The organism is Streptomyces sp. NRRL S-350 (genome assembly GCF_000719705.1).
Taxonomy (GTDB): Bacteria; Actinomycetota; Actinomycetes; order Streptomycetales; family Streptomycetaceae; genus Kitasatospora.
In genome coordinates, this window is the sequence record NZ_JOHO01000005.1 from 88,551 (window position 1) to 109,929 (window position 21,379).

16 protein-coding genes are annotated in these 21,379 nt (G+C 73.6%); 7 read left to right on the forward strand and 9 right to left on the reverse strand.

Annotation, left to right across the window (positions count from 1 at the left end):
• Positions 1-81: 81 nt before the first annotated feature.
• The 7 genes from IF30_RS0107305 to hrcA form a co-directional block, all read right to left on the reverse strand.
• Positions 82-1,005, reverse strand: coding sequence for a ribonuclease Z (locus tag IF30_RS0107305; protein ID WP_030233640.1), 924 nt, complete (start codon positions 1,003-1,005; stop codon positions 82-84).
• Between the two features lie 6 nt (positions 1,006-1,011).
• Complete coding sequence (locus tag IF30_RS0107310) at positions 1,012-1,365, reverse strand: histidine triad nucleotide-binding protein (RefSeq protein WP_030233643.1); 354 nt, start codon at positions 1,363-1,365, stop codon at positions 1,012-1,014.
• Between the two features lie 48 nt (positions 1,366-1,413).
• Positions 1,414-2,142, reverse strand: coding sequence for an RDD family protein (locus tag IF30_RS43290; protein WP_030233645.1), 729 nt, complete (start codon positions 2,140-2,142; stop codon positions 1,414-1,416).
• 118 nt (positions 2,143-2,260) lie between these two features.
• Complete coding sequence (locus tag IF30_RS0107320; protein WP_420791126.1) at positions 2,261-5,533, reverse strand: S41 family peptidase; 3,273 nt, start codon at positions 5,531-5,533, stop codon at positions 2,261-2,263.
• Between the two features lie 96 nt (positions 5,534-5,629).
• The gene (locus tag IF30_RS0107325; RefSeq protein ID WP_030233651.1) at positions 5,630-6,379 is read right to left on the reverse strand and encodes a 16S rRNA (uracil(1498)-N(3))-methyltransferase; all 750 of its coding nucleotides are present in this window, start codon (positions 6,377-6,379) and stop codon (positions 5,630-5,632) included.
• Positions 6,380-6,489: 110 nt separating this feature from the next.
• A complete protein-coding gene (gene dnaJ, locus IF30_RS0107330; RefSeq protein ID WP_030233654.1) occupies positions 6,490-7,632 on the reverse strand; it encodes a molecular chaperone DnaJ in 1,143 nt (380 codons plus the stop codon).
• A 78-nt stretch (positions 7,633-7,710) separates the two neighbouring features.
• On the reverse strand, positions 7,711-8,745 hold the full coding sequence (gene hrcA / locus IF30_RS0107335) for a heat-inducible transcriptional repressor HrcA (RefSeq protein ID WP_030233656.1): 1,035 nt from the start codon (positions 8,743-8,745) through the stop codon (positions 7,711-7,713).
• A gap of 289 nt (positions 8,746-9,034) precedes the next feature.
• Between hrcA and htpX the strand changes: the two genes are divergently transcribed.
• The 3 genes from htpX to IF30_RS0107350 are packed head-to-tail and all read left to right on the forward strand — an operon-like array spanning position 9,035 to position 11,431.
• Complete coding sequence (htpX, locus tag IF30_RS0107340; RefSeq protein WP_030233659.1) at positions 9,035-9,955, forward strand: zinc metalloprotease HtpX; 921 nt, start codon at positions 9,035-9,037, stop codon at positions 9,953-9,955.
• A gap of 26 nt (positions 9,956-9,981) precedes the next feature.
• Positions 9,982-10,566 carry a PspA-associated protein PspAB gene (gene pspAB / locus IF30_RS0107345; RefSeq protein ID WP_030233663.1) on the forward strand — a complete coding sequence of 195 codons (585 nt, stop codon included), beginning with the start codon at positions 9,982-9,984 and terminating at the stop codon, positions 10,564-10,566.
• A gap of 31 nt (positions 10,567-10,597) precedes the next feature.
• Positions 10,598-11,431 carry a DUF3097 domain-containing protein gene (locus IF30_RS0107350; RefSeq protein ID WP_030233665.1) on the forward strand — a complete coding sequence of 278 codons (834 nt, stop codon included), beginning with the start codon at positions 10,598-10,600 and terminating at the stop codon, positions 11,429-11,431.
• 134 nt (positions 11,432-11,565) lie between these two features.
• Here the strand turns inward: IF30_RS0107350 and hemW are convergent, their stop codons facing one another.
• Positions 11,566-12,795, reverse strand: coding sequence for a radical SAM family heme chaperone HemW (hemW, locus tag IF30_RS0107355; RefSeq protein WP_030233668.1), 1,230 nt, complete (start codon positions 12,793-12,795; stop codon positions 11,566-11,568).
• 57 nt (positions 12,796-12,852) lie between these two features.
• Positions 12,853-14,775, reverse strand: coding sequence for an AMP-dependent synthetase/ligase (locus tag IF30_RS0107360; RefSeq protein WP_030233670.1), 1,923 nt, complete (start codon positions 14,773-14,775; stop codon positions 12,853-12,855).
• Between the two features lie 426 nt (positions 14,776-15,201).
• Between IF30_RS0107360 and IF30_RS0107365 the strand changes: the two genes are divergently transcribed.
• The 4 genes from IF30_RS0107365 (at position 15,202) to IF30_RS0107380 (ending at position 21,378) form a co-directional block, all read left to right on the forward strand.
• A complete protein-coding gene (locus IF30_RS0107365) occupies positions 15,202-16,935 on the forward strand; it encodes an ABC transporter ATP-binding protein (RefSeq protein ID WP_030233672.1) in 1,734 nt (577 codons plus the stop codon).
• 191 nt (positions 16,936-17,126) lie between these two features.
• On the forward strand, positions 17,127-19,025 hold the full coding sequence (locus IF30_RS0107370) for an ABC transporter ATP-binding protein (protein WP_030233675.1): 1,899 nt from the start codon (positions 17,127-17,129) through the stop codon (positions 19,023-19,025).
• Positions 19,026-19,203: 178 nt separating this feature from the next.
• Entirely contained in the window at positions 19,204-20,151 is a 948-nt protein-coding gene (gene sigJ, locus IF30_RS0107375; protein WP_078891210.1) for an RNA polymerase sigma factor SigJ, read from the forward strand.
• A 141-nt stretch (positions 20,152-20,292) separates the two neighbouring features.
• Entirely contained in the window at positions 20,293-21,378 is a 1,086-nt protein-coding gene (locus IF30_RS0107380) for an NAD(P)/FAD-dependent oxidoreductase (RefSeq protein ID WP_030233680.1), read from the forward strand.
• The last annotated feature ends 1 nt before the right edge of the window (position 21,379 follow it).

Below are 21,379 nucleotides of genomic sequence, written 5' to 3' on the forward strand. Positions count from 1 at the left end.
CGCGAGCCCTTTTTCCGTCCGCGCGCTCCGCCGCCGCCCGCCGCACCCGGCCGCCCTCCCCCGTGCTCCGCCGTCCGCCGGTCACGGCCGGCGGCGGGCGGGCACGGGCACCCGGGCGAGGTCGGCGGCCAGCACCAGCTCGCCGTCGAAGTGCTTGCGGGCGTCGGCCAGGTGCTGGCCCAGGTCCGGGTAGCGCTGCGAGAAGTGGGTCAGCACCAGGGTGCGCACCCCGGCCTCGGCGGCAGCCTTGGCCGCCTGCCCGGCGGTGAGGTGGCCGTGCTCCTCGGCGAGGCGGGCGTCGGCGTCGGCGAAGGTGGCCTCGACCACCAGCAGGTCCGCGCCCTCGGCGAGGGCGTACACGCCCTCGCACAGCCGGGTGTCCATCACGAAGGCGAACCGCTGTCCCGGCCTGGGCTCGCTGACCTCCTCCAGGGTGACCCGGCGGCCGTGCGCCTCGATCGCGCCCTCGTGCTGCAGCCGGCCCACCGCCGGACCGGAGACGCCGAGCGCGGCGAGCCGTTCGGGCACCAGGCTGCGGCCGTCCGGCTCGGACAGCCGGTATCCGAAGGACTCCACGGGGTGGTCCAGGCGCACGGCGTCCAGCGCGAAGCGGGCGCCGGGCGCGGGCAGCGGGCCCGGCCCGTCGATCGGCCGGGGCCGCAGCACGGCCGTCTCGTGGTAGGCGGTGGCGTGCCGCAGCCGCTCGAAGTAGACCTCGCCGGAGGCCGGGAAGTAGACGTCCACCGGGTGCGGGACGCGGTCCAGGTTGATCCGCTGGATCACCCCGGCCAGGCCCAGGCAGTGGTCGCCGTGGAAGTGGGTGACCGCGATCCGGGTGATCTGGGTGGCCGTGACCCCAGCCTGCAGCATCTGGCGCTGGGTGCCCTCGCCGGGGTCGAACAGCAGGCCCTCGCCGTCCCACCGCAGCAGGTAGCCGTTGTGGTTGCGGTGCCGGGTGGGCACCTGGCTGGCGGTGCCGAGGACGACGAGTTCGCGCTGGGACACCTGGGATCAGACCATGCTCTCGGTCATGCGGGTGCCGCCGAGCACGTGGACGTGCGCGTGGAAGACGGTCTGCCCGGCGCCCGCACCGGTGTTGAAGATCAGCCGGTAGTCCGCGATGCCCTCGTCCTCGGCCACCCGGCCCGCCTCGGCGAGCAGCTCGCCGGCGATCTCCGGCTCGGCGGCGGCCAGCGCGGCGGCGTTCGGGTAGTGGACGTGCGGGATGACCAGGACGTGCACGGGGGCCTTCGGGGCGATGTCGCGGAAGGCGAGGGTGCGCTCGGTCTTGCGCACCACCGTCGCCGGGATCTCGCCCGCCACGATCTTGCAGAACAGGCAGTCGGACTGCGGCTCGCCGGCCATCGGATTCTCCTCGTGATCGGTGGGGCGGTGGGGCGGTACGGGCGCAGCCTAGCCGAGCCCGGCCACGGCCTGCCGGTACTCCCGCAGGTGCTTCCAGCGCACCGCGCGCATGCCGACGAAGTCGCCGTCGTCCAGGTCGAAGTCCTCGGAGAGGAACGCCACCGCGAGGAAGACGAAGCCGAGCAGCCAGCGCCTGGTGAGCCGCCAGGTGTTCGGGCGCATCACGCGCTTGGTGCGCACCACCCGCATCGCCATGATCCCCTTGCCGACGCTGAAGCCGACGAGGCGGGCGAGCACCACCTGGTTGAGGAAGGACGCGAGGAGGCCGACCCCGACCAGTGCCACGAAGTACGGCACCACCGGGCCGCCGCTGGTGTGCGCCGTGTGGCCGGCCGCGTGCGACACCGTCTTCGGACGGTCGGCGGCGATGGCGGCGGCGAAGCCGAGGCCGACGGCGAGGCAGAAGTCGAGCACGATCGCCAGGAAGCGCCGGCCGCCGCCCGCCTCCTTGGGGCAGGGCGGCAGCGCCGCGGCGGGCCGCGGGTGCGGCTGCACCGGGTAGGGGTTCGGGTAAGGCTGCGGCTGCGGCTGGCCGTACCCGCCGTACTGCTGCCCGCCGTGCTCCTGCTGCGGATACGGCTGCGGCGCGGGTGCGTACCCCTGCTGCGGCTGCGGCGCGTACCCCTGCGGTGCGTACCCCTGCGGCGGGTACGGCTGCGCCTGCGGCTGTGCGTAAGGGTTCTGGCCGTACTGCGGCGGCGGATAGCCCTGCGCCATGTGCTCCCCCGTGAGCTGTCGGTCGAATTCGCGATCAAGAACAGCCCCGCATCCTACTCACCGGTCGGAGCGGGAAGTCGGCCCGTCCGACTTCCCGCTCCGATCCGGGGGGCGCCCGCTACTGCCAGGGCAGCGGCGGTGCCGTGCGCGCCGGGGTCCCGGCGAGCGCGGCCAGGGCGATCCGGACGCCCTCGGCCAGCTGCGGGTCCTCGCCGGCCGCCCACTGGTGCGGGGCGATCGGCACCTCGACGTCCGGGTCGACGCCGTGGTTCTCCACGCCCCAGCCGTAGTTCTCCAGCCAGAACGCGTACTTGGGCTGGGTGACCAGGGTGCCGTCGACGAGCCGGTAGCGGCTGTCGATGCCGATCACCCCGCCCCAGGTGCGGGTGCCGACGACCGGGCCGATCCCCAGCGCCTGGATGGCGGCGTTGACGATGTCCCCGTCCGAGCCGGAGTCCTGGTCGGCGAGCGCGACGACCGGCCCGCGCGGGGCGTCGCCGGGGTACGGGACCGGGTGGTCGGTGTCCCGGCTGACGTTCCAGCCGACGATCCGGCGGGCGAGCTTCTCGATCACCAGCTGCGAGGTGTGGCCGCCGCGGTTCTCCCGGATGTCGACGATCACGCCCTCCTTGGCCATCTCGGAGCGCAGGTCTCGGTGGATCTGGGCCCAGCCGGTGGTCTGCATGTCGGGGATGTGCAGGTAGCCGAGCCGGCCGCCGGACAGCTCGCGCACCGCGGCCCGCCGCCCGGCCACCCAGTCGTGGTAGCGCAGCGCCTCCTCGTCGGCGAGCGGGACGACGACCGGGTGGCGCTGGTCGGTGCCGTCCTTGCCGGCCACCGTCAGCTCGACCGGCTGCCCGGCGGTGCCGGCCAGCAGCGGGGCCGGCCCGGTGACCGGGTCCACGGGACGGCCGTTGACGGCGAGGACGGCGTCGCCGGGGCGGATCGCCGCTCCGGGCGCGGCCAGCGGCGAGCGGGCCCTCGGGTCGGAGGACTCGCCGGGCAGGATCCGGGCGATCCGCCACTGCCCGCCGTCCTTGACGAGGTCGGCGCCGAGCAGGCCCTGGCGCCGGGCGGGCTCGGTGTGCGGGCCGTACGGGATGACGTAGGCGTGCGAGGTGCCCAGTTCGCCGTGCACCTCCCACAGCAGGTCGATCAGGTCGTCGTGCGAGCCGACCCGGTCCACCAGCGGCCGGTAGCGGGCCAGGACGCCGGCCCAGTCGACGCCGGAGAGGTCGGGGCGCCAGAAGTTGTCGCGCATCAGCCGGCCGTTCTCGTCGTACATCTGCCGCCACTCGGCGGCCGGGTCGACGGTGACCCGCAGCCGGGCGAGGTCGACGGTGGTCTCGTCGTCCTCGCCGCCAGCCTTGTGGTCGGCCGGGACGATCCGCAGCTCGCCCTCGTCCAGCACGGCCACCCGGCCGCCGTCCCCGCTGACCGCGAAGCCGTCGACGTCGTGCACCAGTTGCTCGACCCGGCGCTTCTTCAGGTCGAAGCGCTCCAGCACCGGCCGGGGCCGCTCGTCCTCCAACGAGGCCGCCTCGTCGCCGAGTTCGCCGATCAGCGGGGCCCTGGTCCACAGCACGCCGTCCCGGGCGGTCCGCAGGGTGCCGAACAGGCCGCCCTCGACGGGGAACGGGACGATCCGGTCGGCGATGCCGTCCAGGTCCACCCTGGTCACCGGCCCGGTCTCGGCGCCGCCCTCCTCGCCGTCCGCCTTCTTGGCCCGCGCCTCGTCCTCCTCCCCGCCGAGCGGGCGCCCGGCCCGCAGCGGCCCGAACGGGGACGGCGTGTCGGCGGCCAGTGTGATCAGGTACGGGCGGCAGCCGTTGGGGAAGGACAGGTCGAAGACGTGCGAGTCGTAGACCGGGTCGAAGTTCCGCACCGACAGGAAGGCCAGGTAACGGCCGTCCGCGGTGAAGGCCGGCGAGGTGTCGATGAAGCGCTGCTGGGTGGCCTCGCTCACCGTCCGGGTCGCCAGGTTGGCCAGCACGATCTGGCGCAGCGAGTACGGGCCCAGCCCAGGCACCGGGCGCGACCAGGCCAGCCAGGCCGAGTCCGGGCTGAAGGCGAGCCCGCTGACCTGGCCGTCGGTGCTGCGGTCCAGCTCGTGGACGGCGCCGTCGGCGAGCGTCACCAGCAGCACCCGGCCGTCGTGCACGCCGAGCGCGGCCTGCTTGCCGTCCGGGGAGACGGCCAGCGCGTCGACCCGGCCCAGCTGCCCGGCGGCGAGCCGGCGGCGCTCGGCACCGTGCACGGTGGGAGCGAACTCCAGGGCGTCCTCGCCCTCGGCGTCGGAGACCCAGAGCACGCCCTGGGCACCGTCCTCGCCGGGCACCACCCGGGCCAGGCGCCCCCGCACGCCCGGCGTCTCGTCCAGCACCCGGGCCGGGCCCTCGCGGTGGGTCAGCCAGTGGACGCTGCCGCGCACCACGACGGCGCTGGCCCGGCCGGTGCGGTCGGGGGCGACGGACTCCAGCCAGTGCGCGGCGTGCACCGGGCGGGGGCGGCGGCCGCTGCGCGGCCCGGCCAGCCGGACGTCCAGGCGGCGCGGCTCGACGCCCTCCGCCAGGCCCGCCAGCAGCCACAGGTCCCCGGCCCGGTGGAACACCACCCGGGTGCCGTCGGTGGTCGCGTCCCGGGCGTAGAAGCCGTCCGGGCCACTGGTGTGGCGCCGCAGGTCGGAACCGTCCGGGAGGCTGGACCACAGCTCGCCGACGCCCTCGTGGTCGGACAGGAAGGCGATCCTGCCGCCGCCCGGCCCGCCCTCGGCCGACGGGCCGCCGGCCACCCACAGCGGCGAGGACAGCTGGCCGTCCAGGTCCTCGTGGATCCGGGCGAACTCCTCCCGGCCGATCCACAGCTTGCCCGCCCGGCCGCCGCGGTAGCGCTTCCACCAGGCCGGTTCGCGGATCGCGGCGCTGGCCAGCAGCACCCGGTCGCCGCCCGGCTCGACGGCGATCCCGCCGACCGGCCCGTACGGCAGCCGCACCGGCTCGCCGCCGTCCAGCGGTACGGCGTGCGCCCAGGTGCGGCGCGCGGTGGCCTGGCCCGCGGTGGTGGTGGCGATCGGGCGGCCGTCGGCCGTCCAGCCCTGCATCCGGGTCTGGCCGCTGCCCCAGTGGGTGAGCCGGCGGGCCGGCCCGCCGTCCGCCGGCACCACGTGCACCTCGGGCGCGCCGTCCCGGGTGGAGGTGAAGGCGATGTGCCGCCCGTCCGGGGAGAACCTGGGATCCCGGACGGGCTGGTGATCGGCCGTCAGCCGCCACGCCCGGCCGCCTTCCAGCGGGGCGAGCCAGATGTCGTTCTCGGCGACGAAGGTGACCAGGTCGCCGTGCAGGTGCGGGTGGCGCAGGTAGGCGCCGGCGGGGGTGCTCAGGGAGTCCGTCACGCGGCCAGCGTAAGCACGTACGCGCACGAGCCGCCCGCCTTTCCGCAGACTCGCCCGCCCGGGCGGGCCCGCCGCGCCCCGCCGCGCGCCGGGGGCCTACGACCAGCGGCCGGTGCGCCCCAGCAGCAGCGCGCCGGCGGCCACCCCGGCGGTGGAGGTGCGCAGCACCGAGGGGCCCAGCCGGTACGGCTTGGCGCCCGCCTGGGCGAACGCGGCCAGCTCCTCCGGGGAGACCCCGCCCTCCGGGCCGACCACCAGCACGAGGTCGCCGCCCTGCGGCAGCCCGGCCTGCGCCAGCGGCTCGGCGCCCTCCTCGTGCAGCACGGCGGCGAACGCGGCGCCCGCCAGGACGGGGGCCAGCTGCTTCGTGGTCACCGCCTCGCGGACCTCGGGGAAGCGCAGCCGGCGGGACTGCTTGCCCGCCTCCCGGGCGGTGGACCGCCACTTGGCGAGCGCCTTGGCGCCGCGCTCGCCCTTCCACTGGGTGATGCAGCGGGAGGCCGCCCAGGGGATCACCACGTCCACGCCGACCTCGGTCATGGTCTCGACGGCCAGTTCGCCGCGGTCGCCCTTGGGCAGTGCCTGGACGACGACGATCCGCGGCGCCGGCTCCGGCTCCCGGCGCACGGCGGTGACCGCCACGTCGATCGCGTCCTTGCCGAGCACTCCGGCGACCGTCCCGTCCACGCCGAGGCCCAGCCCGTCGGCCAGGGTCAGCGCCTCGCCCGGCTCCAGCCGCTTCACCGCGGCCGCGTGCCGCCCCTCCGGGCCGTCCAGGCGCACCAGGGCCCCGGGGGCGGCGGCGGCGATCCGCTCGGTCTCGACGACGAAAACGGGCGCGGTCATGCGGGGGGCCTTTCCGGGGTGGGGCCTACGGGCCGAGGGGTCCGAGGGGTCCGAGGGAGGGGACGCGAAAGGGGTGCCGGGGCAGGCCCCCGGCACCCCCGTGCGGACGGCTACCGGCCGTTGAAGGCGTCCTTCAGGCGGGAGAACAGGCCCTGCTGGCCCGGCGCGAACTGGCCGGACGGCCGCTCCTCGCCGCGCAGCACCGCGAGGCGGCGCAGCAGGTCCTCCTGCTCGGCGTCGAGCTTGGTGGGCGTCTTCACCTCGACGTGCACTATCAGGTCGCCCCGGCCGCCCCCGCGCAGGTGGGTGATGCCCCGGCCGTGCAGCGGGATCGACTGGCCGGACTGGGTGCCGGGCCGGATGTCGACCTCCTCCAGGCCGTCCAGGGTCTGCAGCGGCACCTGGGTGCCGAGCGAGGCCGCTGTCATCGGGATGGTGACGGTGCAGTGCAGGTCGTCCCCGCGCCGCTGGAAGATGGCGTGGCTGGTCTCGGCGATCTCGACGTACAGGTCGCCGGCCGGGCCGCCGCCGGGGCCGACCTCGCCCTCGCCGGCCAGCTGGATCCGGGTGCCGTTGTCGACACCGGCCGGGATCTTGACGGTCAGGGTGCGGCGGGCGCGGACCCGGCCGTCGCCGGCGCACTCGGGGCACGGGGTCGGCACGACGGTGCCGAAGCCCTGGCACTGCGGGCAGGGGCGGGAGGTCATGACCTGGCCCAGGAAGGACCGGGTGACCTGCGAGACCTCGCCCTTGCCGCGGCACATGTCGCAGGTCTGCGCGGAGGTGCCCGGGGCCGCGCCCTCGCCGCTGCACGTGGTGCAGGTGACGGCGGTGTCGACCTGGAGTTCCTTGGTGGTGCCGAAGGCGGCCTCCTCCAGGGTGATCTCCAACCGGATCATGGCGTCCTGGCCGCGGCGGGTGCGCGAGCGCGGCCCGCGCTGGCCGGCCGCGGCGCCGAAGAAGGCGTCCATGATGTCGGAGAAGCCGAAGCCCGCCGCGCCGGCGCCGAAGCCGCCCGCGCCACCGCCGCCGCCCGGCGACAGCGGGTCGCCGCCGAGGTCGTAGACCTGGCGCTTCTGCGGATCGGAGAGCACCTCGTAGGCGGCGTTGATCTCCTTGAACCGCTCCTGCGTCTTCGGGTCCGGGTTGACGTCCGGGTGCAGTTCGCGTGCCAGGCGCCGGAACGCCTTCTTGATCTCGTCCTGCCCCGCATCCCGTCGGACGCCGAGTACCGCGTAGTAGTCCGTGGCCACCAAATGCTCCGCTTGTTCCGCCTGTAGTAGTGCTGCGACTGGTCACCGCGCGTCACATATCTGACGAGCGGCCGTTTGCTACGACTCGGCCAGGATCTGGCCCACGTACCGTGCCACCGCCCGCACCGCCCCCATTGTGCCCGGGTAGTCCATCCGGGTCGGACCGATCACACCCAGCTTGGCCACGCTCTCCTCGCCCGAACCGTAACCGACCGACACGACGGAGGTGGAATTCAGCCCCTCGTAGGCGTTCTCGCGCCCGATCCGCACCGTCATCGCGGCGTCCCCGGTCTCACCCAGGAGGCGGAGCAGGATGACCTGCTCCTCCAGGGCCTCCAGCACCGGCTGGATGGTGAGCGGGAAGTCGTGGCCGAAGCGGGTCAGGTTGGCCGTGCCGGCCAGCATGATCCGCTCCTCGTTCTGTTCCGCGAGCGTCTCGAAGAGCGTCGCCAGGACCGTGCTGACGGTCGGCCGGTCGGCCTGTTCGAACTGCGCCGGGAGCTCCTCCAGCAGGCCGGGGACCTCCGGGAGGCGCCGGCCGGCGGCTCTGGTGTTGATCACGGACCGCAGGTCCGCCAGGAGCGTCTCGCCGACCGTGCCCGGGCAGTCGACCATCCGCTGCTCGACCCGGCCGGTGTTGGTGATCAGCACCAGCATCACCTTGGCCGGGGCCAGGGCCACCAGCTCGATGTGCCGGACGGTGGAGCGCGACAGCGAGGGGTACTGCACCACCGCGACCTGCCGGGTCAGCTGGGCGAGCAGCCGCACGGTGCGGGCGACCACGTCGTCCAGGTCGACCGCGCCGTCCAGGAAGTGCCGGATCGCCCGGCGCTCGGGGGCGCTCATCGGCTTGACCTCGGCGAGCCGGTCGACGAAGAGGCGGTACCCCTTGTCGGTCGGGATGCGCCCGGCGCTGGTGTGCGGCTGGTGGATGTAGCCCTCCTCCTCCAGCGCCGCCATGTCGTTGCGGACGGTCGCCGGCGAGACACCGAGGTTGTGCCGCTCCACCAGGGCCTTGGAGCCGACCGGCTCCTCGGTGCCCACGTAGTCCTGCACGATCGCGCGGAGCACGGCGAGCTTGCGGTCGTCCAGCTGGCGGACCTCACCGGCCATGGGGCACGCACCTCCGTCTTCGCACGTTGTCCGTCTGTGTCCCTGTGTCCTGTCGCGGGGCTCCGAAGGGCCCCGCCTCTGGCACTCTGAACGCCCGAGTGCCAGAACCGTACCTGCCAGTGTAAGGCCCGGGTCCTACGGCAGGAACGGCCCGACCGGCGTGATCCTGCCCGCAGTTCCGGGAACGTCCCGCCCGACGCCGACCGTTCACGGTTCCCGGCGCGGGGGTGGTGCCCCGGGGCCGTCCGGGTGGCAGCATCGAAAGCGACGGCGAATGGAGGACCAAGCGATGTCGAGCTCGGGCCAGCACACCCGCTTCGCTCCCGACCGCGGCCTGACCGGCCGCATGGTCGCGACGATGTTCGTGATCGGGCTGCTGTACGTGGGTTTCACCGGCCTGCTGATCGCGCTGCTGCGCGGCGCCTGGCCACTGATCGTCCTGATCTCCGGCGGGCTGTTCGTGGCCCAGTTCTGGTTCAGCGACAAGATCACCGAACGGGCGATGGGCGCCCGCCCGGTGTCCCCGGAGGAGTTCCCCCAACTGCACGGCACGATCGACCGGCTCTGCGCGCTGGCCGACATGCCCAAGCCCCGCGTGGCGGTCGCCGCCAACGACATGCCGAACGCCTTCGCGACCGGCCGCAACCCGCAGAACGCGGTGGTCTGCGTCACCACCGGCCTGCTGCGCCGCCTGGAGCCGGAGGAACTGGAGGGCGTCCTCGCGCACGAGCTGTCCCACGTCGCCCACCGCGACGTCGCGGTGATGACGATCGCCGGCTTCCTCGGCGTCCTCGCCGGCGCGATGACCCGGATCGCCATGTACGGCGGGTTCATGGGCGGCAGCCGCAACAGCAACGACCAGAACGCGGCCATCGCGGCCCTGGTCATCCCGCTGGTCTCGATGGTCGTCTACGCGATCAGCTTCCTGCTCACCCGGCTGCTCTCGCGCTACCGCGAGCTGGCCGCCGACCGCGCCGCCGCCCAGCTCACCGGACGGCCCAGCGCGCTCGCCTCGGCGCTCACCAAGGTGACGGGGCAGATCGCGGCCATCCCCACCGAGGACCTGCGCAGGTCGCAGCCCTACAACGCCTTCTACTTCGCCCCCGCGCTGAACGCCCGGGAGACCGCCTCCCAGCTGTTCTCCACGCACCCGACGCTGGAGAAGCGGCTGGCCCAGCTGGCGAAGATCTCCGAGCAGCTCGGCCGCTGACGCCGCTCCGACCCGAGAGGACCGCCGTGGGTTTCCTGGACACCCTGTTCGGCCGCACCAAGCCCGTCAAGCCCGACCTCGACCAGCTGTTCGGCGTGCCCTCCGCGGCCCTCACCCTGGAGGCCGGGGCCGGGTTCCGGCCCACCGGGCTCGGCTCGGTCTGCTTCGCGGCCGTCGAGGGCGCCGCATTCGTCCAGGTGGAGCAGCAGGTCCGGGCGCTGCTCGACGCCGACACCGAGCGCGGCGGTGTGCCGGTGGAGGCCTCCAAGGACGACTACGGCTACTCCTGGCTGCTCGCCCGGCACACGCCCGAGGAGCTGCCGGAGCTGGTGAACGACCTGCACGCGGTCAACAGCGAGCTGGAGGCGAACGGCTTCGGGCCGCAGCTGCTCTGCTCGCTGGTGGGCTTCCGGAACGGGGAGGGGCAGTCGCTGGCCCTGGTCTACCTCTTCAAGCGCGGCACCTTCTACCCCTTCGCCCCCGTGCCGGGCGGCGGGGAGAAGCGCAACAGCCCGCTGGAGCTGCAGGTCAACGCGATGCTGGGCAACGACCTGCGGCTGGAGAAGGACCTCGGCCGCTGGTTCCCGGTCTGGGGCGCGCCCGGCCTCTGACGGGCCGTCCGCCCTCCCTATGATCACCCGTATGCGCAGCCACCGGTACGGACCGGACCTCACCCCGCCCTGGAAGAAGCAGCAGCCCGCCCCGGAGGTGCCCGCCGAGCCGGACCTGGTCGTCGAGGAGGCGGCCACCGGCTTCTGCGGGGCGGTGGTGCGCTGCGAGAAGACCGCCGAGGGCTTCACCGTCACCCTGGAGGACCGCTTCGGCAAGCACCGGGTGTTCCCGATGGTCCCGCGCGGCTTCCTGCTGGAGGGCAGGGTCGTCACCCTGGTCCGCCCGTCCGGCCCGGCCCCCGTCCGGGCGCCGGCCCGGACGGCCTCCGGCTCGATCGCCGTGCCCGGGGCGCGCGCCCGGGTCGCCCGCGGGTCGCGGATCTACGTCGAGGGCCGGCACGACGCCGAACTGGTCGAACGGGTCTGGGGCGACGACCTGCGCATCGAGGGCGTCGTCGTCGAGTACCTGCGGGGCATCGACGACCTGCCGTCGATCGTCGCCGACTTCGCCCCCGGCCCCGGCCGGCGCCTCGGCGTCCTGGTCGACCACCTGCTGCCGGGCACCAAGGAGCACCGCATCGCGGCCCGGGTCACCGGCGAGTCCGTCCTGGTCGTCGGCCACCCCTACATCGACATCTGGCAGGCCGTGAAGCCGTCCTCCGTGGGCATCCCCGCCTGGCCGGCCGTCCCCCGCGGCGAGGACTGGAAGGAGGGCACCTGCCGCCGCCTCGGCTGGCCGGCGGACACCCCGGCGGCGTGGAAGCACATCCTGTCGAAGGTGGACAGCTACCGGGACCTGGAACCCGAACTCCTGGGCCGCGTCGAGGAACTGATCGACTTCGTGACGCTGCCGGAGCAGGCGTAGGTCCGGAACGCCGAGGTGTCGGGGACGGCGCCGAGCAGGTCGGCATCCGGGTTCTCGGGGATCCCCGTCCTCCGGTCGTCGACGGCGGTCACGGCGCGCCCCCCCTCGGACGGCCGGCACCGCGCCAGCCGACGTCAGTCCACGAGGTCGCGCACGACCGCGTCCGCCAGCAGCCTGCCCCGGAGGGTGAGGACGGCGCGGCCCAGCCCGTACGGGCCGGCGGCGAGGAGGCCGTCGGCCAGGGCCCGGTCGGCGGCCTTGCGGCCGGTGTCCGTCAGCAGGTCCAGCGACACGCCCTCGACGAGGCGCAGCTCCAGGAGGATGCGCTCGACGCGGCGGTCCTCCGCTGCCAGGACCTCGCGGCCCAGGCCGGGGGTGCGGCCCTCGGTGAGGGCCTGCGCGTACGCGGCGGGGTGCTTGGCGTTCCACCAGCGGACGCCGCCGACGTGGCTGTGGGCGCCGGGGCCGGCGCCCCACCAGTCGGCGCCGGTCCAGTACAGCTCGTTGTGGCGGCAGCGGCCCTCGGGGGCGGCGGCCCAGTTGGAGACCTCGTACCAGGAGTAGCCGGCGGCGCTCAGGGCCTCCTCGGCGATGAGGTAGCGGTCGGCGTGCACGTCGTCGTCGATCATCGGCAGTTCGCCGCGCTTGACCCGGGCGGCGAGCCGGGTGCCGTCCTCGACGATCAGGGAGTAGGCGGAGACGTGGTCGGGCCCGGCGCCGACGGCGGCGGCCAGGGAGGCCCGCCAGTCGTCGTCGGACTCGCCGGGGGTGCCGTAGATCAGGTCGAGGTTGACGTGCCCGAAGCCGGCCGCGCGGGCCTCGGCGACGCAGGCCTCGGGGCGGCCCGGGGTGTGGTGGCGGTCGAGCAGCTTCAGGACGTGCGGGCGGGCGCTCTGCATGCCGAAGGAGATCCGGTTGTAGCCGCCCTCGCGCAGTTCGGCCAGGTACGCCGGGTCCACCGACTCCGGGTTGGCCTCGGTGGTGACCTCGGCGCCGTCCGCGAGCCCGAACTCCTCGCGGATCGCGGCGAGCATCTTCACCAGGTCTCGGGCGGGCAGCAGGGTGGGGGTGCCGCCGCCGAGGAAGACGGTCCGCACCGGCAGGTCGGCGTCGCCCAGCACCTTGCGGGCCAGCCGCACCTCGGCGACCACGTTGTCCGCGTAGGTCTCCTGGGAGGCGACCGCGCCGGAGGAGCGCAGCTCGGTGGCGGTGTAGGTGTTGAAGTCGCAGTAGCCGCAGCGGCTCGCGCAGTACGGCACGTGCAGGTAGAAGCCGAACGGCCGGCGGCCGAGCCCGTCGAGGGCGGACGCGGGCAGGGAACCGTCGGACGGCACCGGTTCGCCGTCGGGGAGTGCGGAGGGCATGACCCCATTGTCCCGTACGGCCCGCGAAGCCTGCGCGGACCGTACGGGAGGGGGCGGTCAGGCCTCGTTGGCGCCCGCGTACATCGCGCTGACGGCGTCCGCGTAGGTCCGCTCGACCACCGGGCGCTTGATCTTCAGGCTCGGCGTGAGCTCGCCGTGCTCGATGTCCAGGTCGCGCGGCAGCAGGTGGAACTTCTTGATCGTCTGCCAGCGCTGCAGCCCCGCGTTGAGCCGCTGCACGAAGCCGTCCACCAGCTCGTGGACGGCCGGCTCGACGGCCAGCTCCGCGTACGACTTGCCGGCCAGGCCGTGCTCGGCCGCCCAGGGCAGGAGGACCGCCTCGTCCAGGCCGATCAGCGCCGTGCAGTAGTTGCGGCCGTTGCCGATCACCAGGATGTTGCTGACGAACGGGCAGACCGCCTTGAACTTGCCCTCGACCTCGCTGGGCGCCACGTACTTGCCGCCGGAGGTCTTGAACAGGTCCTTCTTGCGGTCCGTGATCCGCAGGAAGCCGTCCGCGCCGAGCTCGCCGATGTCCTCGGTGTGGAACCAGCCGTCCGGCTCCAGCACCTCGGCGGTCTTCTCCGGCAGGTTGTGGTAGCCGCGCATGACGCCCGGGCCGCGCAGCAGGATCTCGCCGTCCTCGGCGATCCGGACCTCGGTGCCGGGCAGCGGGCGCCCCACCGTACCGATCCGCACGTCCTCCTCGCGGTTGACGCAGGAGCCGGCGCTGGTCTCGCTCAGGCCGTAGCCCTCCAGGATGGGCACCCCGGCGCCGAGGAAGAAGTAGCCGATCTCGGGGGCGAGCGCGGCGCTGCCGGAGACCGCCCCGCGCAGCCGGCCGCCGAAGGCCGCCCGGATCTTCGCGTACACCAGCCGGTCGGCCAGCGCGTGCTGCACCCGCAGGCCCAGCGGGGCGCGGCCGGCACCGGTGGCGATCCGGCTCTCCTGGACGACCCGGGCGTGCTCGCGGGCGACCTTGGCGGCCCACAGGAAGATCTTGTACTTGGCGCCGCCCTCGGCCCGGGCCTTGCCCGCGATGCCGTTGTAGACCTTCTCGAAGATGCGCGGCGCCGAGGCCATGACGGTCGGCCGGATCGCCGGCAGGTTGTGGATGATCCGGTCCACCCGGCCGTCCACCGCCATCACGTGGCCGGTGGCGATCTGCCCGGAGATCAGCGTCTTGCCGAACACGTGGGACAGCGGCAGCCACATGAACTGCACGTCGTCGGGGCGCAGCAGCCCGCTGGCCTCCTGCGCCCGGCCCTCGTACGCCCAGCAGTCGTGCACCAGGCGCACGCCCTTGGGGCGGCCGGTGGTGCCGGAGGTGTAGATCAGGGTGGCCAGCTGCTCCTTGCCGAGCCCGTCGACGGCCTTCTCCACCGCGTCCGGGTGCTGCTCCAGGTACTCGGCGCCGCGCCGCTCCAGCTCGGCGAGGGTGAGCAGTTCCAGGCCGGCCGTCTCGGGGGCCCCGTGGGGGGCGTCGAAGAGGATGACGGTACGCAGCTCGGGCAGCTGCTCGATCTGCTCGACGGCCTTGGCGAGCTGGGCCGTGTTCTCCGCGAACAGCGCCCGGGAGCCGGAGTCGGACAGGATGAAGGCGGTCTCGTCCGTGTTGGTGCTCGGATAGACCGTCGTGATCGCGGCGCCCGCGCACATGGCGCCGAGGTCGGCGACGATCCACTCGATCCGGGTGGAGGAGGCCAGGGCGACCCGGTCCTCCGGCCGGATGCCGAGCGCCATCAGGCCGGCGGCCACCGCCTTGACCCGGGTCGCGGTCTGCGCCCAGGTCAGCGAGCGCCACTGCTCGGCGCCGGGCGCGCCGTCCGCGGCCTGCTCGTCGACCGGGGCCGGGTAGCGGTAGGCCTCGGCGTCCGGGGTCGCGGCGACCCGCTCCAGGAACAGGTGGGCGACGGAGGCGGGACGCCCGGCGACGAGGTCGGGCCTGCCGGAGTCGATCAGGGACTGCGCGGAACTCAACGAGGACCTCCGGGGGCGGGTGGCCGTCTGAGGGATTGTCGCGGCGTCCGTGGGGGCGGTCGCCGGGCCCCGGTTCACCTGAGCGGTACCGGTCAGTAACAAGGGGGCAATCAGCAGCCTAGGGGGAAACCGGTCATTCCGTAAGAGGGCGGCTCCAGTCGGCACGCCGCCGCGGCCCCGGTGACAGCCGCACCGCGGCGACCGACAGAGCGAGGGCGGAGGCGGGAGAGGAGGCGGGAGCGGAGGCGGCGGCCCCGGCGAAGACGCCGACCGCGGGGGAAACCGCGGCATCGACGGCCGGGCCGCCGGGCAGTTCGGCAAAAGCCCGGCAAACCCCCGGTTCCCACACGCCGAATGGCCTGTACGACGCTACAGAACAACGAGAATTGGGGTGCGAACCCGACCGGCGACGACAAGAGTGTGCAAGTGCTGATCAGACTGCTCCGGGCGTACCTGCGCCCCTACTCCCGACCGATCACCCTGCTGGTGGTACTCCAGCTGGTGTCCACCCTCGCGGCCCTCTACCTGCCGACACTCAACGCCGACATCATCGACGACGGCGTCGTCAAGGGCGACACCGGCTACATCCTGCGCATCGGCGGGGTGATGATCGGCGTCACCATCGTCCAGGCGCTCTGCGCCATCGGCGCCGTCTACATCGGCGCCCGCGTCGCCATGGCCTTCGGCCGGGACGTCCGCGCCGCCGTCTTCGACCAGGTCCAGAGCTTCTCCGCCCGCGAGGTCGGCCAGTTCGGCGCGCCCTCCCTGATCACCCGCACCACCAACGACGTCCAACAGGTCCAGATGCTCGCCCTGATGAGCTTCACGCTCATGGTCGCCGCACCGATCATGTGCGTCGGCGGCATCATCATGGCGCTCAACCAGGACGTCCCGCTCTCCGGCCTGCTGCTCGCCGTCATCCCCGCACTCGGCGTCGTCGTCGTCCTGCTCGTCCGCGCGCTGCGCCCCAAGTTCCGCAGCATGCAGAAGCGGATCGACACCGTGAACCGGATCCTGCGGGAACAGATCACCGGCATTCGGGTCATCCGCGCCTTCGTCAAGGACGACCAGGAGCAGGCCCGCTTCGCCGACGCCAACGAGGACCTCACCGAGGTCGCCCGCCAGGTCGGCCGGCTGATGTCCATCATGTTCCCGGCCGTCATGCTGGTCGTGAACGTCTCCAGCGTCGCCGTGCTCTGGTTCGGCGCCCACCGCATCGACAGCCACGACATGGAGATCGGCGGGCTCACCGCCTTCCTCTCCTACCTGATGCAGATCCTGATGAGCGTCATGATGGCCACCTTCATGTTCATGATGGTGCCCCGCGCCGAAGTCTGCGCCGAACGCGTCCAGGAAGTCCTCGGCACCGAATCCAGCGTCGTCCCCGCCGCCACGCCCGTCACCGAGGTGCCGCGCCGCGGCCACCTCGAACTGCGCGCCGTCGACTTCCGCTACCCCGGCGCCGAAGCCTCCGTCCTGCGCGGCATCGACCTCACCGCCGGCCCCGGCGAGACCACCGCCATCATCGGCTCCACCGGCAGCGGCAAGTCCACCCTCCTCGGCCTCGTCCCCCGCCTCTTCGACGCCACCTCCGGCCGCGTCCTGCTGGACGGCATCGACGTGCGCGAACTCGACGCCGACGCACTCGCCGAAACCGTCGGCATCGTCCCGCAGAAGCCCTACCTGTTCTCCGGCACCGTCGCCAGCAACCTCCGCTACGGCCGGCCCGACGCCACCGACGAGGAACTCTGGCACGCCCTGGAGACCGCCCAGGCCAAGGACTTCGTCGCAAAGCTCCCCGAAGGCCTGGACGCCCCCATCGCCCAGGGCGGCAGCAACGTCTCCGGCGGCCAGCGCCAACGCCTGGCCATCGCCCGGGCCCTGGTCCGCAAACCCTCCGTCTACCTCTTCGACGACTCCTTCTCCGCGCTCGACTACGCCACCGACGCCCGACTGCGCAAGGCCCTCGCCCGCGAGACCTCCGACGCCACCGTCCTGATCGTCGCCCAACGGGTGTCCACCATCCGCGACGCCGACCGGATCATCGTCCTCGACGAAGGCGCCGTCGTCGGCACCGGCACCCACCACGAACTCATGGCCGACAACCCGACGTACCGGGAGATCGTGCTCTCCCAGCTCACCGAGCAGGAGGCGGCGTGACCACCCCCGGAAAGCCCACGGCCGACGCCGCGAAGGCCGGCCCGCAGGACAAGGACCACCTGCAGAAGGCAGGCCCGCAGCAGAGAGCCGACCTGAAGAAGAGCGACCCGAAGCAGAAGGACGACGCCGAACTCCCCAGCGACTCCCAGGCCGCCGCCGCCCGCCGCGGCCCCGCCGGACCGGGCCGCTTCATGGGCGGCCAGGGCGTCGAGAAGTCCATGGACTTCAAGGGCTCCGGCAAGCGCGTCCTCGGCCTGCTGCGCCCCGAACGCAACCTCCTCGTCGGCGTCCTGCTCCTCGGCGTCCTCGGCATCGGCTGCGCCGTCATCGGCCCCAAGGTGCTCGGCGACGCCACCGACCTGATCTTCGCCGGCGTCGTCGGCGCCCGCTTCCCGGCCGGCACCACCAAGGCCCAGGTCATCGACGGGCTGCGCGCCCACGGCGACGGCGGCATCGCCGACCTGCTCTCCGCCGTGGACTTCACCCCCGGCCAGGGCATGGACTTCGACGCCATCGGCTCCGTCCTGCTCTGGGTCCTCGGCATCTACGTCGCCTCCGCCGTCTTCGGCATCTTCCAGGGCCGGCTCGCCACCAAGGCCATCCAGCTCGCCAGCTACCGGCTCCGCCAGGACGTCGAGGCCAAGCTGTCCCGGCTGCCGCTCAGCTACTTCGACAAGCAGCCGCGCGGCGAGGTGCTCAGCCGGGTCACCAACGACATCGACAACATCGGCCAGTCCATGCAGCAGACCATGGGACAGGTCGTCAACTCGCTGCTCACCGTGGTCGGCGTGCTGGCCATGATGTTCTGGATCTCCCCGCTGCTCGCCGTGATCGCCCTGGTCTCGGTGCCGGTCTCGGTGGTCGTCGCCACCAAGGTCGGCAAGCGCGCGCAGCCCCAGTTCGTCCAGCAGTGGAAGTCCACCGGCCAACTCAACGCCCACGTCGAGGAGATGTACACCGGCCACACCCTGGTCAAGGTGTTCGGCCGCCGACGCGAAGCCGCCGAGACCTTCCGCCAGCACAACGAGGCGCTGTTCGAGGCCAGCTACAAGGCCCAGTTCATCTCCGGCATCATCCAGCCCGCGATGATGCTCATCGGCAACCTGCAGTACGTGCTGGTCGCGGTCGTCGGCGGCCTGCGGGTGGCCGGCGGCGCCCTGTCCATCGGCGACGTGCAGGCCTTCATCCAGTACTCGCGGCAGTTCAGCCAGCCGCTCACCCAGGTCGCCAGCATGGCCAACCTGGTGCAGTCCGGCGTCGCCTCCGCCGAACGCGTCTTCGAACTGCTCGACGCCGCCGAGCAGAGCCCCGAGCCGGCCATGCCCGAGAAGCCCGACACCCTCCGCGGCCGGGTCGCCTTCCAGGACGTCGCCTTCCGCTACGACCCCGACAAGCCGCTCATCGAAGACCTCTCGCTCAAGGTCGAACCCGGCCAGACGGTCGCCATCGTCGGCCCCACCGGCGCCGGCAAGACCACCCTGGTCAACCTGCTGATGCGGTTCTACGAGGTCAGCTCCGGACGGATCACCCTCGACGGCGTCGACATCGCCGCGATGTCCCGCGAGGACCTGCGCTCCGGCATCGGCATGGTGCTCCAGGACACCTGGCTGTTCGGCGGCACCATCGCCGACAACATCGCCTACGGCGCCCAGGGCGCCACCCACGAACAGGTCGTCGAAGCCGCCAAGGCCGCCCACGTCGACCGCTTCGTCCGCACCCTGCCGGACGGCTACGACACCGTCATCGACGACGAGGGCACCGGCGTCAGCACCGGCGAGAAGCAGCTGATCACCATCGCCCGGGCGTTCCTCGCCCAGCCGTCCATCCTGGTCCTGGACGAAGCGACCAGCTCCGTCGACACCCGCACCGAGGTGCTGATCCAGCGGGCCATGGCCCGACTGCGCACCGGCCGCACCAGCTTCGTCATCGCCCACCGGCTCTCCACCATCCGGGACGCCGACGTGATCCTGGTGATGGAGAACGGCTCGATCGTGGAACAGGGCTCGCACGACGAACTGATCGCCGCCGACGGGGCCTACGCCCGGCTCTACCAGGCGCAGTTCGCCGAGGCCGTGGCCGAGGTCGACTGACACCGCGCCACCGGGGGCCGGGGCGCCGGGGGCCGGAGCGGGAGGTCCCGCTCCGGCCCCCGCGTTCCGGCGCCCCGCCCCCGGCCCCGCCCCTGAGCCCACCCCAGGCACTGGCCCTGGCCCCGGCCCTGGCCCCCGGTCTTCGCCACGGCCGCCGGGCGGCGCTACCTTGGGCACCGTGACCGACGACCCGGCCCCGGACGCACCCGAGACACCGCAGCCCCCGGACGCTCCGCACGCCTCGGACGCCTTCGAGGCGCACCGCCGCTACCTGGGCTCGGTCGCCTACCGGCTGCTCGGCTCCTTCACCGACGCCGAGGACGTACTGCAGGACGCCTGGCTGCGCTGGCAGGCCGCCGACCGCTCCGCCGTCGGCGACCCGCGCGCCTTCCTCACCACCGTCGTCACCCGGCTCTGCTACGACCAGCTGGGCTCCGCCCGCGCCCGCCGCGAGGCCTACTACGGCGAATGGCTGCCCGAACCGGCCGTCTCCTGCACGGACACCCCCGACTCCCCCGCCGACCTGGCCGAACGCGGCGAGTCCGTCTCCCTCGCCCTGCTCACCGTCCTGGAACAGCTCTCCCCGGCCGAGCGGGCCGCCTTCGTCCTGCACGACGTCTTCGCCGTCGACTTCGAGGAGATCGGCGCCTCCCTGGACCGCTCCCCCGACGCCGCCCGCCAACTCGCCTCCCGGGCCCGCCGCCGGGTCAGGGACGGCGGCCGGCGCCCCGGCGGCGCCGACCCGGCCGAGCACCGCCAGGCCGTACGGGCCTTCGCCGCCGCCAGCACCCGGGGCGACATCCTCGCCCTGATGGAGGTCCTCGACCCCGACGTGGTCTGGCACGCCGACGGCGGCGGCATCGTCCGCGCCGCCGTCCGCCCGGTCCGCGGCGCCGACCGGGTCGCCCGCCTGGTGACCGGCCTGGTCGCCAAGTGGTTCACCCCCGACGTGGCGACCAGGCACGCGGTGGTCAACGGCGAACCGGGCCTGGTCTGGTACGACCGGACCACCGGCACCATCGGCGGCGTGCTGGCCTTCACCGTGGCCGACGGGCGGGTCACCGAGGCGTTCGTCGTGGTCAACCCCGAGAAGCTCGGCCACATCAGCCCCGTCACCGCTCCCTGAGGCCCCCTGCCCACCCTCCCGCCGGGCGTGTGACGCGGACCACTGTCACACCCCGGCCTCCCGCGTCGTCCCCCTCCCGACCAGCGCTCCACAGGAGCCGGACGGCGCTCCCCCGGAGCGCCTCACGAGGAGGCGGACGAGATGAGCAGCAGCACCACCGACACCGGCAAGCGGATCGTCGTACTCGGCGCCGGCTATGCCGGACTCGCCGCGGCCAAGGGCGCCGGACGGCACCGCACCGTCACCCTGGTCGCCCCCGAGGAACGACTCCTGCACCGCATCCGCCAGCACGAGACGGCGGCCGGCCGCGGACGCGAGTGGCCCGCCATCGGCGAACTGGCGCGCGGGCGGCGGATCCGGCACCGCCGGGCCCGGGCCGTCGCACTCGACCCGGCCGGACACGAGATCGTCCTCGACGACGGCACCACCCTCGGCTACGACACCCTGGTCTACGCCCTCGGCAGCCGCACCGCCTGGCACGACGTCCCCGGCGCCGCCGAACACGCCCACCCCGTGGAGCGCGCCGCCGAGGTGCGGCGCCTGCTCCGCGAGAACGACCGGTTCGGCACCCTCGCCGTCGTCGGCGGCGGCGCCACCGGCATCGAACTCGCCACCGAACTCGCCGAGGCCCACCCCGGCCGGCAGGTGCGGATCGTCGCCGCCGGCCAGGTCGGCGGCAGCTACTCGCCCAAGGGACGCGCCCACATCCGCCGCGTCCTCGACCGGCTGGGCGTCACCGTCCACGAGAACGCCACCGTCACCGAGGTCACCCCGGACGGGCTGCGCACCACCGCCGGACCGATCGACGCCGACCTCACCGTCTGGGCCGCCTCCATGGAACCGCACCCACTGGCCGCCGAGGCCGGCCTGGCCGTGGACGACCGCGGCCGGGCCCTCGTCGACGACCACCTGCGGTCGGTCTCCCACCCCGACGTCCACGTGGTCGGCGACGCCGCGGCGGTCACCGTCCCCGGCGTCGGCACCTTGCGGATGGGCTGCGCCACCGCCCTGCCGCAGGGCCAGTACGTCGGCAAGCTGCTCGACGGGCGCACCGCGGCGCCGTTCTCGTTCCGGTACGCCGTGCAGTGCCTGAGCCTCGGCCGGCGCGACGGGCTGCTCCAACTCGTCCACCCGGACGACTCGATGAAGCCCACCGTCCTCACCGGCACCGCGGGCCGGCTGGCCAAGGCCGGGATCGTCACCGCCGTCCTCGGCGCGCTGAAGTAGC

Coding starts and splice junctions, on each gene's coding strand:
- IF30_RS0107370 (WP_030233675.1), top strand. CDS start 17,127: ATGGGCGGCCAGGGCGTCGAGAAGTCCATGGACTTCAAGGGCTCCGGC.
- IF30_RS0107325 (WP_030233651.1), bottom strand. CDS start 6,379: ATGACCGCGCCCGTTTTCGTCGTCGAGACCGAGCGGATCGCCGCCGCC.
- IF30_RS0107350 (WP_030233665.1), top strand. CDS start 10,598: ATGCGCAGCCACCGGTACGGACCGGACCTCACCCCGCCCTGGAAGAAG.
- IF30_RS43290 (WP_030233645.1), bottom strand. CDS start 2,142: ATGGCGCAGGGCTATCCGCCGCCGCAGTACGGCCAGAACCCTTACGCA.
- hrcA (WP_030233656.1), bottom strand. CDS start 8,745: ATGGCCGGTGAGGTCCGCCAGCTGGACGACCGCAAGCTCGCCGTGCTC.
- IF30_RS0107310 (WP_030233643.1), bottom strand. CDS start 1,365: ATGGCCGGCGAGCCGCAGTCCGACTGCCTGTTCTGCAAGATCGTGGCG.
- hemW (WP_030233668.1), bottom strand. CDS start 12,795: ATGCCCTCCGCACTCCCCGACGGCGAACCGGTGCCGTCCGACGGTTCC.
- IF30_RS0107380 (WP_030233680.1), top strand. CDS start 20,293: ATGAGCAGCAGCACCACCGACACCGGCAAGCGGATCGTCGTACTCGGC.
- htpX (WP_030233659.1), top strand. CDS start 9,035: ATGTCGAGCTCGGGCCAGCACACCCGCTTCGCTCCCGACCGCGGCCTG.